Origin of the sequence: Vibrio sp. D54 (assembly GCF_021728075.1) — a bacterium.
GTDB classification, from domain to species: domain Bacteria; phylum Pseudomonadota; class Gammaproteobacteria; order Enterobacterales; family Vibrionaceae; genus Vibrio; species Vibrio alginolyticus.
On sequence record NZ_JAKKCS010000007.1, the window covers coordinates 110,349 to 124,505 of the forward strand.

Here is a 14,157-nt window from a genome sequence, read left to right on the forward strand (position 1 = left end):
TCTCTCAGGGTTGGAACTGCCACTATGAATTTCCTTCATGTTCAATGTGAAACAATACCAATATTACTCAACTCGTGAAGCAAGTATAAAAAACGGACTGCTCTGGTGTTAGGCACTGCGACCACCGTTTTTAGTACGAACTGTTCGTCGTGAACGCTGCGCAACCTAACGATTGGGAAAACCAAAAAACAAAAAATGTCCCCATGCACAGAGTTAGGAAAAGTCTGCTTTATCTAAGGAAATAGGATACCAACTCACGATGAATAACGATTTCACATTTGCTATCAAAAGCATTCGCTTTGATGAGAATTACCAACCATCAGACAACACGCGAATCACTACCAACTTTGCTAATCTGGCTCGCGGAAACTACCGCCGAGAGAATCTGCGCAATGCGCTCCGAATGATCGATAATCGTTTTAATGCGTTGGCATATTGGGATAACGCGCAAGGTGACCGCTACTCCGTTGAACTTGAAATCATCTCCGTTGATATGGATATCCAAGGTAGTGGAGAAGCCTTCCCATCGATTGAAGTGCTCAAAACTAACATTGTTGACCACAACACTAACGAGCGTATCGAAGGCATTGTGGGCAACAACTTCTCTTCATACGTGCGTGATTACGACTTTAGCGTTTTGCTGTTGGACCACAACAAAAACCAGCCACAGTTCAGCATCCCAGCGAACTTCGGTGATTTGCATGGCAAACTGTTCAAAGCTTTCGTTAATTCTGAGTCTTATAAACAGCATTTCAAAAAGTTGCCAGTGATTTGCCTGAGCGTATCGGACAACAAAGTATACCGACGTACTGAAAACCAACATCCTGTTTTGGGCTTTGAATATCAGCCGAACGAATCTTCGTTGACGGAGCAGTACTTCAAGAAGATGGGCTTACAGGTGCGCTACTTTATGCCGCCAAACAGCGTTGCACCGTTGGCATTCTACTTCTTCGGTGACTTGTTGAACGATTATTCAAACCTAGAGCTTATCAGCACGATAAGCACGATGGAGACATTCCAGAAGATTTACCGACCTGAGATTTACAATGCCAACGCGGTTGCCGGTAATTGCTACCAGCCAAACCTAAAAAACCTAGACCACTCGCTAACTCAAATCGTTTACGACCGAGAAGAGCGCAGCCAACTGGCGATTGAACAAGGGAAATTTGCCGAGGAGCATTTCATCAAACCTTATCAATCTGTGCTTGAACAATGGTCTGCAAGCTACGCGTAATCGATAACGAGAATCTAGAAAGGAATGACGATGAAAACACTATTACCGACTTCAACGGCTGGCAGCTTACCGAAACCTTCTTGGCTGGCAGAACCAGAAAAACTTTGGTCACCGTGGAAACTGCAAGGTGAAGAACTGATTGATGGCAAACGCGATGCGCTACGTGTCGCTTTGCAAGAACAAGAGCTGGCAGGCGTTGATATCGTCAGTGATGGCGAGCAAACTCGGCAACATTTTGTGACGACCTTTATTGAGCATTTAAGCGGCGTAGATTTTGAAAACCGTAAAACGGTGACCATTCGCAACCGTTATGAAGCAAGTGTTCCTACGGTGGTTGGCCCAGTAAGCCGCACAAAACCCGTGTTTGTTGAAGATGCCAAGTTCTTGCGTCAGCAAACTAAGCAACCTATCAAGTGGGCGCTGCCAGGCCCTATGACGATGATCGACACACTTTATGATGATCATTACGGTAGCCGTGAAAAGCTGGCTTGGGAATTTGCAAAGATCCTCAACCAAGAAGCGAAAGAGCTTGAAGCGGCGGGTGTCGACATTATTCAATTCGATGAACCTGCGTTCAATGTGTTCTTCGATGATGTGAACGAATGGGGCATTGCGTGTTTAGAGCGTGCGATTGAAGGGCTGAAATGTGAAACTGCAGTGCACATCTGCTATGGCTACGGCATCAAAGCGAACACGGATTGGAAGCAAACGCTAGGCACTGAATGGCGACAATACGAAGAAATATTCCCTAAATTGCAGCAGTCAAATATCGATATTATCTCGCTTGAGTGTCATAACTCACGAGTGCCTATTGAGTTACTTGAGTTGATTCGCGGTAAGAAGGTGATGGTTGGTGCGATTGACGTCGCTACCAACGAAATTGAAACGCCAGAAGAAGTGGCGAACACACTGCGAGAGGCGTTGAAGTACGTTGATGCCGACAAGCTTTACCCATGTACCAACTGCGGTATGGCACCTTTGTCTCGTGAAGTATCGACCGCTAAGCTCAATGCGTTAAGTGCGGGTGCTGAGATCATTCGTAAAGAGTTGGTGGGTTGATATTAATACTTAGGCTCCGCACCATGAACTAAAGTTAGAGTCATTCTAGCGAGTTTAAATGAGACTAGGAATCGGTTTACTGCTCGCTAGGAAATAGCGATAACTTCCGCACTTCAAAGCTCTCGGTGGGGAGCTCCTGAATCACCTCGTCCCTCGCAGTTCAGGATGACGGATGTTGGAAGATATATTGCTCGCCACAACCCTAGTTATTAGAGCAGTTTCAAGATAGCGTCATTCCAGCGAGTTTAAACTAGACTAGGAATCTGATAACAGCTCGCTGGTAAATGACGAGAACTTTCGCACTTCAAAGCACGTGATTAGTAGATTCTGAATCACTTCCTCCCTCGCTGTTCAGGATGACGGATGTTGGAAGATATATTGCTCGCCACACCCCTAGATATTAGAGCAGTTTCAAGATAACGTCATTCCAGCGAGTTTAAGTGAGACTAGGAATCGGGTTACAGCTCGCTAGGAAATGACGATAACTTTCGCACTTCAAAGCACTCGGTGGGTAGATCCTGAATCACGCTCGTCCCTCGCTGTTCAGGATGACGGATGTTGGAAGATACATTGCTCGCCACAACCCTAGGTATTAGAGCAGCTTCAAGATAGGGTCATTCCAGCGAGTCTAGACGAGACTAGGAATCGGGTTACAGCTCGCTAGGAAATGACGATAACTTTCGCACTTCAAAGCACTCGGTGGGTAGATCCTTAATCACGCTCGTCCCTCGCTGTTTAGGATGACGGGTGTTGGAAGATACATCGCTCGCCACAACCCTAGGTATTGGAGCAGCTCCAAGAGAGGGTCATTCTAGCGAGTTTAAACGAGACTAGGAATCGGGTTACAGCTCGCTAGGAAATGGCGATAACCTTAGAACTTCACAGCACTCGGTGAGTAGGTCCTGAACCACGCTCGTTCCTCGATGTTCAGGGTGACCGTTTTAAATAAAAATGCCGCTCACAGTAAAGTGAGCGGCATACATTTCCCGTTTCCAGCCTCGGCCAGATTTAATTCAACTCCACGTTCTTAATCTCAGGATGCTTTAGCAACATCACACGAATCCAGTGATGCACCACCCACATCACCATCGCGGTGAGCAGAACCGCAACGAAAATCGAGCTGAAACGGTACAAGATCGAAAAGAACGCGTCTTTTTGTTCTGGCACCAATGAAGTCGTCAGCGGAACCGATAGGGCAGACATGGCAGAAAACGCGATAGCCGCTTTAATTTGCCCCTTGGTGAGCCACAAGCAGAATGGCCCCATTGCAATGGTAAAGGCGAGCCAAAAGAGTAGCCCATGCCCATACCAACTGCCCAATATCAGCTGAACAGCCATCCCTGCGATGCAGCCTAGTGCGGTGCCGATGATGCGAATTTTTGCCATGGCGAGCGAGCCCGCTAAAGTCATTGGGGTTAGGATGATCAAAATGGAAGCTTGTGCGGATAACGAGTCATATAAGTCCGCTACTTGGAATACGACAAACGCCGCCATCGCCACTACCCAACCCATGGCAACTTGGCTGATGTAGTCAATATCGCTTTTCACTGGGGTCGACATCTCAATGTGCTCGGTGGGGGACTTTGGCTCAGGGAACAACCAATACGCGAATGCGCAAACAAAAATATTGCTGAACGCCATCACCCACATGTTGACATTGAACTCTTCAATATCCATGAAGTTATAGCTGGCAAAATTCAACACAATTGAACCCACTAACAGCCCCATGTAACCAAACAAATAGGTTTTCTGGTTCATCATTGCAATGCACTTGAACAGCATCATGATTCCGACGGCTACGGTCATTAATGTTGGATGAAACTGCAAGTATTCCAGCAAAAATGTGGCTTGTATGGTTGTCCACACCGCAGAGAAAAACACGATCAATAAAGCCGAAAGATTAAAGTTGTCCATTCTGCCCAATATAAACAGCGGCATCATGATGGCAAAAAACCCGTAAGACCAACCGAAGATCATGCTTAGCGCGAGCCCTAAAGAGCAGCCGAACCAAATTCGTAAGGTTTTCATTGTCGCCGCCTAGTAAATGAAGTGGAACCAGCTTGCGAGGTGAATCTGTGCTTGCGCCATCCACTGCCAGAAAATGCTGTTGTCTGGGTATAAAACAATGGTAGCGCGAGAGCCGACAAACAGTGCTGGTGGTAACTCTTCGCTGCTGGTTAGGTTCACTCGTGTACGCTGTGCATCACGTACCCAGCGGTTGTTCACTTCTACTTTGGTTAGTGCGCCATTAGGCGTTTGTTGTGCGGCTGCTACACCGTAATCGCGGCTAGCTAAATCAAAGTCGTACACTGAACCTGGGTTGGCATCAAATGTGACCAAGGCGTGGAAAGTCTTGTCTACGTTCGCGACGGATTTTTCACGAAAATCAGCGGCTACCCAAAGTGATCCTGTTGGTACAAATGTCAGCAATGGCATGTTGGTGTTTGCCATCGTGCCAACTTCTAGTTGCAGGTTGGTCACGACACCATCACTGGGAGCGAGTACCGCGGTATTTGCCAAATCAAGTTGCGCCTTTTCGATGCCATTTTTGGCAATTCGAACGGCAGTGCTTTGACCTTTTTGATCGCCTAATTGCGCCTCAATGACTTTTAAGTTTTGTCGTTCCGCTTTAAGCGCTGCACGTGATACCTGATTTTGGGCAAAGGCATTATCGAGTGTCGATTGAGAGATGACTTTCTGCTTCGATAACGTCAGTAAGCGGTTGTATTCGCGGTGTGCATTATCAAATGTCGCTTGTGCGCGGGCAATATTGGCAAGAGCGACTTCGCGTTGAGAACACAGTGTTGCTTCTTTTTCATAAGCGTATTGCAGAGACAGCTCCGCCTGTTCAAGTGCTATCTTGTATTTACGATCATCAATCGTAAACAACACATCGCCTTTTTGAACGGACTGGTTATTCTCGATGAGAACGTCGGTCACTTTACCAGATACCTCGGGCGCGACTTGGACAACGTATCCTTGCACTCGTCCTTCGGTCGTTAAGGGGGCGTGGCGGTCAGCAATGATAATGTACAAAAATAGTACGATGAACAGGACAATCAAAGTTCGCATCCAGTGTTTGAATTTTTGGTCAGCCGTCATTACAAGTTCCGTTAAACATATTGGATAGCGGATTATAGAGAAGTCACTCACAATTCAGTAGAATGATAATACGAACATAAATGACCTAAAAATAGGACAATGAACGTTAGTTTTGATGATATTTACCTATTCACTCAGACGGTGGTTCACGGCGGTATAAGTGCAGCGGCAGAGGCGAATCAACTACAACGCTCAAAAGTGAGTCGCCGCCTGCAAGAATTAGAGAAATCGCTCGGGGTACAGCTTTTGATCCGCACAACACGCAGCATTGAGTTGACGGAGCACGGGAAACGCTTGTTTGAGTTGGTGGGGCAGCCTATTGACCATATTCAGCAAGGTTTAAATGCCATGCACGAATATCAACAAGAGCTGACGGGCAAGGTGCGTTTAGCCATTCCTTCCGCATTGATGAGCTCTGCCGCGTTTAACGCGATCATCACCGAGTACACAACGCGGTATCCGGAGATTTCGGTCGAGATTGAAAACCATCAAGAGAGTGTCGATCTTAAGCGTCAATCGTTTGATTTACAGCTTCTTCCGAGCGTGGTCAAAGTCACCGATGACAGCTATGTGCAGTTCAGTCTTTTGCCTTATCGTAGTCACTTTGTTGCGTCAAAAGCCTATCTAGAATCGCATCCGCTAGTAAAAACGGTGGAAGATCTTAAGCAGCATCGCCTTTTAACTAATCGTTACAATGCCGATTTGCTCGATTCAGATTTGCATGTCGCGTTGCGATCGGACGATCTCAACTTGCTGCGCTCGATGGCGATAGCAGGAAACGGCATCGCGTTTATTCCACAAATTCATTCCAAGCCTGCATTGCGAGATGGTTTGTTGGTCGAGGTGCTGCCTCAATTCGCGCATCCGAAGCAGCATCTTACTCTGATTTATCCCTCGGCCTTATTTCTGCCCAATAAAGTTAAAGCCTTGATTGAGCTAATTCGAGAGAAATTTAAATAGTCAGTTCAACCCACCCTTCCCTAAGGGCAAATGTGTGAGCGAAGGTCATCTTTCTAGGTTTTGTTGCTCTAACATGAAAGGGTTCTGATACATTAACCGTTGCTCAACTTGTTGAGTATGGTTTGTGGTCGCACAATATAGGAGATGGAAATGTTATCGAAAGGAAACACGGGCCTGATTGTGGTGGATGTTCAGGGCAAACTCGCTACATTAATGCATGAAAGCGACGCTCTGATTGAAAATATCACGAAACTGGTAAAGGGCGCCAAAGCACTAGATTTGCCTATTCTGTGGCTAGAACAGAATCCAGAAAGATTGGGCCCAACCGCGGAGCCGATTCGTGAAGTGCTTGAAAGCACGCATTTACCTATTACCAAGTACACGTTTGATGGTTGCAAAGAGGCGACGTTTAAGGTCGCGGTGGAGAACGCGAAAGTTGATACCTGGTTGGTTTGCGGTATTGAATCCCACATTTGCGTCTATCAAACCGCGGTTTCTCTGCGTCAGTCCGGTTATCGCGTTGAATTAGTCACAGATTGTGTATCTTCCCGAACCGCTGCCAATAAAGCGCTCGCTCTTGCGAAGTTAACCGCAAACGGTGTGGTGCTCACTGGGGTAGAAATGTGTTTGTATGAAATGGTCGAAGATTGCCGAGCACCTGAATTCAAAGAAATCCTGGCGCTCATCAAATAGTGGAATCACTGTAATCAGCAACAACTTTATTTGAACACGCTATTCAAATTCTCGTTGATATCTTGGCAACATCGACTCGTTGCCAAGTAACCCGCCTTGGTGAATGTAAATCACCGTCTTATCTGTGTTCTCTTCGAACCAAGGTGTTAGGCATTGCCACATATACGGGTCGTATAACAGGTCAAATTCGAGGTCGGTTTGCTCAAAGAGTGCTTTCCATGTGATGTAATCTTCTTCGTACAAGCGACCAAAATGGTGTTTGTTGCGCACGGTTAAAATGGTTGGGTGGCTGTTTTCACCGAGCTGGTTGAACTGCTCAGTTAAGTAATCTGCATCGCCTACGCAAGGGCAAGTTAGCACTTCTATGCCGTGTGGGCTTAAATGTTTATGAAGATATAAAGCCGTCGTGCCAGTACCTGATGGCAGGGCGACCGTAAACTGCTCTTTACCTCTCAATCGCGTCCAATCAAGAATTTCTCGTGCTAACTGTTTGATGCCAGCTTCAGCGAGGTGGGAACGTCCACCCTCTGGAATCAGCAATGTCGACTCATCTACTCTTCGTACCTGGTGGATGTATTCACTAGGGTGAAGTTCGCTACCGATGTCTTGCATGGCGGTGATTTTCATACCCAAATCGAGAGCGCCGCGATAGTTTCCGATGGGGGAGCTTTTTAGCCAAGATGGAATGTGATGAACATAAAACTCAAATGCCCAACCTTTAATCTGGGCGAGAGCCGCTAGCGAGTACATGGCATTAGATTGAGCGGAGCCAAAGCTTATTAACGTGGTGATGTCGGGATTTTGCTCTTCCATTAACGTCATAAACTTACGTGCTTTGTTCCCAGAAAAGTGGGAGTGGAGCATGTCGTCACGTTTAAGGAAAAATTTGTGCCCATTAAAGCTATGTTGGGTGATAGGACTTTCTGAGAGTTTCATGTCGATGCTGACGGAATAAACCGTGTCACCTTTGCCATTTAAAAAGGGCGCGTAGTGTAACGCCATTAAACCCAGATAAAAAGTCTGTGTTTCAGTACAACCATTTCGGTTATTCCTGATGCTCTGACGTAAGGTCAATCACCGCCTCACAACCACCTTCTGGATGTGTACCAATCTTAAATTGCCAGCCATAACGCTGGCATAAATCATCCACAATCATCAAACCCAATCCGTGCCCATCAGAATGTGGAATGGTCGAAAAGCCTTCGCCTTCATCACGTACCGAGATGGTGTTTTCCCCGATGCTGATATGAATTGATCCCGATGGTGTCGCGGCGATGCCGTTGCGAATCAGGTTGCCAAGAATAATGGTCAACACAGCATTGGTAGCGCGCGTTTTTGGGTTTCCGTCGATCTGTACATCAAAGCTGAGTGCTTTCTCATCCGCCTGAGCTTGGCTTTGGAAGATGATTTGGATGAGTTCTTCTTCGGTGATGCTGCGCACTGGTGAATCATCTGCATTACGCTCGTAACGCACTAAGCCGAGTAGGGCATCCACCATAGTCGACATCTGCTGCGTTGCATCTTGAATTCGGTTCACCTGGCGGGTCTGGAAATCTGTGTTCGCACTTCTCGCCAGTAAGCTACTTGAGCCTTTCATCACGGTTAACGGTGTACGCAGTTCATGGCTTGCGTATCGTGCAAAGGCTTGCTCTCGCTTGATGACTTGGTTGATTTTGTGGCGATATTCATTCAACTCATCCGCGAGGGTTTGGAACTCTTTGGCCGAGCCCTCAGGCACACTAAAGGTCTGCGTGGCATCGCCTTGGTGGTGATCGAGTTGAGTTTTAAGCGCATTGACGGGTTCAATTAAGCGCTGTGATAAGCGCAGCAGCAGACTACCAAACAGAAACACCAGCACGGCGACAATGGACAGCACCATAGCGACGACGAGAATGAATTCCTCTGAGGTGATCTCGATTTCATCAATCAAGGAAACCAGAATAACGGGATGTTCAACGCCTTTGTAGGTGTAAGTGCTCATGTAAACCATGCGCGAGTATTCACCGTCTTCTACTTCATCAAGAAAGTGCTTTTGACCAATCAGGTATTTTTGATAGCGCTCGGCAACCAATGAGATGTCGTTGTATGCAGTGGTGAGCAGGTCAAGCTGAATACTGCCTTGCTCTGGGTGGGACTGGAAATGTTCAATTGCTTCTTTTTTGTCGACCATAATACGACGCTCGCCCACGCGGTCTTCAGACCAAAGCAGGGAGCCGGTAATCAACAAAAAGCAGAAGATGCCAATCACGACCGACACAAAAGAGAAAAACAGAGCGAGTCGCCCTGTCATACTTTGTGTGCTTTGCGTGCTAGCAAGTAAGCGATTGATCATGCACCTGTCTCCAAGCGGAAGCCAACTTTCGGCACGGTGATAAGCACATGTTGTTCAAATGGCTTATCAAGTTGGTTGCGAAGTTGGTAAATGTGGCTGCGCAGAACGTCGTTGTTCGGCTCGTTCTCTTGCCAAAGTTGGAAGGCAATTTCTTCGCGTGTCACTACGTCTGGCGCGCTTTTCACAAGCATTTCCAGAATGGTGTAAGTGGTAGGGTTTAGCGCCAACAGTTTATCTTGGCGATAAGCTTTACGCGTTTTTTGGTCGATAGACACTTCACCGTATTCCAACTTGCTCGATGTGACAGTGCCACGGTAACGGCGGATCAGTGCCATCATGCGCGCTTCAAGAATATCCAGATCGAAAGGTTTGGTCAGATAGTCATCCGCACCGTGTTGGAAGCCTTTGAGCATATCGTCACGGCTATCGAGCGCCGTCAGCATAAGTACCGGTGTGTTGTTGCCCGCGTCGCGAAGTTTATTACACATGGTCAGGCCATCCATGCGTGGCAGCATGAGGTCGAGCAAGATGATGTCGAAGGTGTTTTCCATCGCCAGTTTCAGGCCGAGCTCGCCGTTGTCTGCATAATCGAGTTCCATACCTGCACACTCAAAATAATCGAACAGCATGCCTGCGATTTCTCGATTATCTTCGACTAAAAGTACGCGTTTCATGTATTTCTCTCCAAGTGGGCAGGTGTTCGAAAATAAGACTTCTTTTTAACCGAACATTATTCACTAAGGGCGTGAAAAAGATGTCAATAACATCTCTTTCACGTTGATGTTTGTAGACTGGATTCATTCATCAGATTTAGTGGAAGAGTAGCATGTCAACCTTCAACATTCACGCTGCAACCTTTTCAAAGGTGAGCCAACACACTGAGCCTAAAACAGTTTTGTCTGTTGTGGTGCCATTCTTTAACGAGCAAGAAGTCTTACCTGAATTTCATCGTCGTTTAGCCGCCGTTTTGGATGAAATGCCAGAACGCTGTGAAATCGTTTATGTGGACGACGGCAGCAAAGACGACAGCCTAATGATCGCGCAAAACTTTTCTCAATCTTCTAGCGACGTTCGTTGTATTGCACTAAGCCGTAATTTCGGCAAAGAGTCCGCCATGAGCGCTGGCCTGGAACACTGCCAAGGTGAAGCGGTGATCGTGATTGATGCCGACTTGCAAGACCCGCCGGAGTTGATCCCGCAAATGGTATCAAAATGGCGTGAAGGGTATGACGTGGTGAACATGCAGCGCAGCGAACGCCACGGTGAAACTTGGTTCAAACGCTTCTCGGCCGCTTGCTTTTACAAAGTGCTGAATAGCATGGCGAAATTAGAGGTGCCTGAGAACGTGGGCGATTTCCGTTTACTGAGCGCAAAAGTGGTTAAACACATCAATGCGTTGCCAGAGCGTAACCGATACATGAAAGGCATCTTTTCTTGGCCGGGTTTCAAGCAAGTGACGGTTCAGTTTGAGCGTGACGCTCGTTTCTGTGGTGAAACCAAATGGAACTACCTCAAGCTGATTGGCCTTGCAATGGACGGCATTACCTCGTTTTCCATTCGTCCTTTGCGTTTAGCGACACTTGCCGGTGCATTGGTGGCGTTCAGTGCCTTTATCTATGGCGCATTCATAGTGATGAAAACTGTTGTATTTGGTGAGCCTGTCACTGGCTACCCATCCATGATGGTCGTCCAACTTGCATTGGGCGGTGTGCAACTGCTGTCGATTGGCCTTTTGGGCGAATACATTGGCCGCATTTTTATCGAGACCAAGCAACGTCCTCTTTATCTTGTTCAGTCTGTTTACGAGCAGCCTGCAAAACATCAATCCATCCAAACCATGAAGTTTAAACTGGGAGAAACCGCGTAATCATGAGTATTAATAAAACCCATCTGTGGTTGTTGTTGGCGTTTGCTCTTTTACTCCGTCTTATTTCACTTGCCGCTTACCCTTTGATGGACACCACAGAAGCCCGCTACGGCGAAATGGCGCGCTTAATGGTGGAAACCGGCAATTGGCTTACCCCACAGTTTGATTATGGCGTGCCTTTTTGGGGGAAGCCACCCCTGTTCACGTGGATGAGTGCTTACGGCATTGAGTTGTTTGGATTGAATGAATTCGCAGTGCGCGCGCCTCATTGGTTGGCGGGTGTCGCGACTATTATTTTTGTTGCAGCCATGGCGCATCGCGCTGGCTTTAACGCAGTCATCGCAGCGTTGGTATTGGCGACGTGTGGCATCTTTTCAATTGCGGCGGGTGCAGTGATGACAGACATGGCACTGACATTGGCAATGACCATGGCGATGGTCGGCTTTTACTACTGCTGGCTTGGCAAAGACAAACACAGCCGATTGTGGGGTTATCTCGGTTTCTTTGGCTTGGCTTGCGGGCTGTTAGCAAAAGGTCCGGTGGCGATCGTGATCATGGGCATCGCAGTGTTTCCTTGGCTTGTGATTCAGCATGGTTTCTTCGGTGCCTTCAAAGCCTTGTGGCAGCGTTTTCCAATTGTGTTGGGGTTGGCGCTCATGCTGGCGATTGCTCTACCTTGGTACATCATGGCTGAAATGGCGACGCCTGGATTTATTGATTACTTCATTGTTGGCGAGCACTTTAAGCGTTTTGTTGTCAGCGGTTGGGAAGGGGACCTGTATGGCTCTGCTCATGATCAACCACGTGGGATGATCTGGGTATTCTGGCTGCAGTCGGCTGCGCCTTGGTCAATCGTATTGCCTATCTTGGCGTGGAAACGTCGTAAGGTGCTCAAAGCCATTGAAACCGATCATCAAGGTCTATTTAGCTTCCTGATGTGTTGGCTGATTTCACCAATGATCTTGTTCACCATGGCTGGGAATATTTTGCCTGCTTACGTGCTACCGGGTGTGCCTGCATTGGGTATCTTGATTGCAATGCTGGTGGATAAACACGATTTCAAATGGCTGACCGGAACGGCAGCGGTGTTGCCAGCCCTGCTTATGATTGCGATGTTGGTTTTGAATATGGGCAAAGCAGATAGCCGCAGCGACCGCATAATCTTCGCGCAAATTAATGATAATGCTCCGGTCTTCTACATTGGTAAGCGCCCGTTTTCAGGCCAGTTCTATAGTCATGGTCAGGCGAAAAAGCTTAAACATAAGAATGACTTAAACAATCTGAAGAAATTCCACCTGATTGGTAAATCGCAGCAAGTGGATAGCATGATTCATGAAAATGCGTTGAGTTGTACCAACGAGTTCACAGCAAAATCGAAACGCTCACTCTACACCTGTGTGGTTGGATAGCGGAATGCGCAAATTACCAAAGTTTGCTTCGTCAGAAAGGTATGCTTCGTTAACAAGGTTTGCTCTGGTAGGTGGTGTCGGCTTTATGGTCGACACCCTTATCTTTTCTGTGTTGTTCCATTGGTTTGGTCTGGATCTGATGTTGGCTCGTGGGATAGCATTTTTATTTGCGGCAACCACGACTTGGCTTGGTAATCGTTGGCTGACTTTCTCTCAAGCAGAAAAAACCAACCCTTTCGCTCAATGGAAAAAGTCTATGATGAGTGCCTGTATCAGTGCTTTGCCGAATTTTATTGTGTTTAAAGGCGTAACGCTCGCGCTAGGAACGCAAGGAATGATGGTCTATTTGGCTTTGAGCTTAGGCATATTGGCAGGCATGATGAGTAATTATTTGCTCAGTGCAAAATGGGTGTTTAGTAGAGGATAGAAAGGTTCGGGCTTACTCTCCTATCCTCGAGTTAAAAATTCGTTATTTGAACCAATTTTTCTTTTTGTACATCAGAGTAAACCTAAAGCTTTTCATGGGGGATGTAAAAAGGTAAATAAGCCAAGGTTTATACCTTGGCTGCCGTTAGTTCAGATTTTGATTGTTCGATTTCAGATTCCGTTTGCCACTTGCCGTTGTAAAGGTATTCACGCTCAGGAAGTGGGGCATTTGACGCCCTTAAATCAAATACCTCTTCGGTTTGATATTCTCTACTACAAACTGGAATACTAAAGAGCCTTGATTCTGGCTTTGCTTCAAACAGCTTTTTATGATCATCGACCTCTTTACAATCCAGTTTGTAGACCTCTGACAGTTGCGTGACCATGGATTCTAAATCCGCTTCAGTTTTAAAGAAAACATAACAATCTGATCTATCTTGTGAGCGAAAGATAGTCTTATGAGCAGTATCTCGATATCTGCATATGTCATGCTTAAAATAGAACTGGATCACTTTCCTTTTTTTATTGTAGTCCGCAAACAGCCAATCCTCACGCTCTCCGATTCTCACTTCTGTTGGTTCATCTGGTTGGCGTTTAAGCATTTTAAAGGAGGCTAATATAAAAGCACCTGCACCTGCTAACGCCATCGGGCCAACCATCGCTACCATCACCACACATACCACTGCACCTATCCAGCCAACGGCTTGCATGGCGGTATTCACCCACTTAGGCATGTTGCGACGTTTCTTCATCACAAAGCCTTTGTCAGAAAAAATATAGTCATAGCGATAGTCGAGGCCAATCGTAAGATAAAAGATCCCGGCCATCATTACTGACAAGATAAGGCCAAAAAAGGTCACGACAAGCGTATCACTTGAGTGTGTCAAAAATACAATTACAAATAAGAAGCTCATAAATGGCAAAGCCGTTAACTTGTAATGGTAGCGAAATGGCTCTTCTACATCATACTTATGCCATGTTGTTAAATTGTCCCCTTTGAGAATCTCTTGCTCTTGTGCTTCTTGATAAACCGCCAATTCTTCTGGGGTGATGTAAAATGGTGAATATGCCAAGA

At 46.6% G+C, this 14,157-nt stretch carries 13 protein-coding genes; 7 read left to right on the forward strand and 6 right to left on the reverse strand.

From position 1 onward, the window contains the following. Positions 1–259 precede the first annotated feature (259 nt). Positions 260–1,234, forward strand: a complete 975-nt coding sequence (locus tag L3V37_RS11715; RefSeq protein WP_139059381.1) for a DUF1852 domain-containing protein — start codon at positions 260–262, stop codon at positions 1,232–1,234. A gap of 30 nt (positions 1,235–1,264) precedes the next feature. Further along, positions 1,265–2,293, forward strand: a complete 1,029-nt coding sequence (locus L3V37_RS11720; RefSeq protein ID WP_237306372.1) for a methionine synthase — start codon at positions 1,265–1,267, stop codon at positions 2,291–2,293. Between the two features lie 1,008 nt (positions 2,294–3,301). Here L3V37_RS11720 and L3V37_RS11725 read toward each other — a convergent pair. After that, positions 3,302–4,321, reverse strand: a complete 1,020-nt coding sequence (locus tag L3V37_RS11725) for a DUF2955 domain-containing protein (protein WP_213962767.1) — start codon at positions 4,319–4,321, stop codon at positions 3,302–3,304. 9 nt (positions 4,322–4,330) lie between these two features. Then, positions 4,331–5,395: an HlyD family secretion protein gene (locus tag L3V37_RS11730; protein WP_237306373.1), complete on the reverse strand. Its 1,065-nt coding sequence runs from the start codon at positions 5,393–5,395 to the stop codon at positions 4,331–4,333. 99 nt (positions 5,396–5,494) lie between these two features. On the opposite strand from L3V37_RS11730, the gene L3V37_RS11735 reads away from it, so the two are divergent. Then, positions 5,495–6,355, forward strand: a complete 861-nt coding sequence (locus L3V37_RS11735; RefSeq protein WP_193245027.1) for a LysR family transcriptional regulator — start codon at positions 5,495–5,497, stop codon at positions 6,353–6,355. 150 nt (positions 6,356–6,505) lie between these two features. After that, positions 6,506–7,048 (forward strand): hydrolase, encoded by a 543-nt coding sequence (locus tag L3V37_RS11740; RefSeq protein ID WP_237306374.1) that lies wholly within the window; start codon positions 6,506–6,508, stop codon positions 7,046–7,048. Between the two features lie 39 nt (positions 7,049–7,087). On the opposite strand, the gene L3V37_RS11745 is transcribed toward L3V37_RS11740, so the two are convergent. The 3 genes from L3V37_RS11745 to L3V37_RS11755 all read right to left on the reverse strand — a co-directional run bounded on the left by L3V37_RS11745 (position 7,088) and on the right by L3V37_RS11755 (position 10,054). Beyond that, complete coding sequence (locus tag L3V37_RS11745) at positions 7,088–7,984, reverse strand: 1-aminocyclopropane-1-carboxylate deaminase/D-cysteine desulfhydrase (RefSeq protein WP_237306405.1); 897 nt, start codon at positions 7,982–7,984, stop codon at positions 7,088–7,090. Between the two features lie 109 nt (positions 7,985–8,093). Next, entirely contained in the window at positions 8,094–9,380 is a 1,287-nt protein-coding gene (locus L3V37_RS11750) for a HAMP domain-containing sensor histidine kinase (protein WP_017820496.1), read from the reverse strand. Next, positions 9,377–10,054, reverse strand: a complete 678-nt coding sequence (locus L3V37_RS11755; RefSeq protein WP_206225592.1) for a response regulator transcription factor — start codon at positions 10,052–10,054, stop codon at positions 9,377–9,379. Before L3V37_RS11755 ends, L3V37_RS11750 begins: the two co-directional genes overlap by 4 nt. A 152-nt stretch (positions 10,055–10,206) precedes the next feature. Between L3V37_RS11755 and L3V37_RS11760 the strand changes: the two genes are divergently transcribed. The 3 genes from L3V37_RS11760 to L3V37_RS11770 are packed head-to-tail and all read left to right on the forward strand — an operon-like array spanning position 10,207 to position 13,083. After that, positions 10,207–11,247 (forward strand): glycosyltransferase family 2 protein, encoded by a 1,041-nt coding sequence (locus L3V37_RS11760; RefSeq protein WP_237306375.1) that lies wholly within the window; start codon positions 10,207–10,209, stop codon positions 11,245–11,247. Between the two features lie 2 nt (positions 11,248–11,249). Further along, positions 11,250–12,656, forward strand: coding sequence for a glycosyltransferase family 39 protein (locus tag L3V37_RS11765; protein ID WP_237306376.1), 1,407 nt, complete (start codon positions 11,250–11,252; stop codon positions 12,654–12,656). Between the two features lie 4 nt (positions 12,657–12,660). After that, complete coding sequence (locus L3V37_RS11770; RefSeq protein ID WP_053306596.1) at positions 12,661–13,083, forward strand: GtrA family protein; 423 nt, start codon at positions 12,661–12,663, stop codon at positions 13,081–13,083. Positions 13,084–13,210: 127 nt separating this feature from the next. Here L3V37_RS11770 and L3V37_RS11775 read toward each other — a convergent pair whose 3' ends face one another. Then, positions 13,211–14,155, reverse strand: coding sequence for a hypothetical protein (locus L3V37_RS11775; protein WP_237306377.1), 945 nt, complete (start codon positions 14,153–14,155; stop codon positions 13,211–13,213). Positions 14,156–14,157 lie beyond the last annotated feature (2 nt).

Coding starts and splice junctions, on each gene's coding strand:
- L3V37_RS11750 (WP_017820496.1), bottom strand. CDS start 9,380: ATGATCAATCGCTTACTTGCTAGCACGCAAAGCACACAAAGTATGACA.
- L3V37_RS11735 (WP_193245027.1), top strand. CDS start 5,495: ATGAACGTTAGTTTTGATGATATTTACCTATTCACTCAGACGGTGGTT.
- L3V37_RS11770 (WP_053306596.1), top strand. CDS start 12,661: ATGCGCAAATTACCAAAGTTTGCTTCGTCAGAAAGGTATGCTTCGTTA.
- L3V37_RS11745 (WP_237306405.1), bottom strand. CDS start 7,984: ATGAAACTCTCAGAAAGTCCTATCACCCAACATAGCTTTAATGGGCAC.
- L3V37_RS11755 (WP_206225592.1), bottom strand. CDS start 10,054: ATGAAACGCGTACTTTTAGTCGAAGATAATCGAGAAATCGCAGGCATG.
- L3V37_RS11725 (WP_213962767.1), bottom strand. CDS start 4,321: ATGAAAACCTTACGAATTTGGTTCGGCTGCTCTTTAGGGCTCGCGCTA.
- L3V37_RS11765 (WP_237306376.1), top strand. CDS start 11,250: ATGAGTATTAATAAAACCCATCTGTGGTTGTTGTTGGCGTTTGCTCTT.
- L3V37_RS11730 (WP_237306373.1), bottom strand. CDS start 5,395: ATGACGGCTGACCAAAAATTCAAACACTGGATGCGAACTTTGATTGTC.
- L3V37_RS11760 (WP_237306375.1), top strand. CDS start 10,207: ATGTCAACCTTCAACATTCACGCTGCAACCTTTTCAAAGGTGAGCCAA.
- L3V37_RS11740 (WP_237306374.1), top strand. CDS start 6,506: ATGTTATCGAAAGGAAACACGGGCCTGATTGTGGTGGATGTTCAGGGC.
- L3V37_RS11720 (WP_237306372.1), top strand. CDS start 1,265: ATGAAAACACTATTACCGACTTCAACGGCTGGCAGCTTACCGAAACCT.
- L3V37_RS11715 (WP_139059381.1), top strand. CDS start 260: ATGAATAACGATTTCACATTTGCTATCAAAAGCATTCGCTTTGATGAG.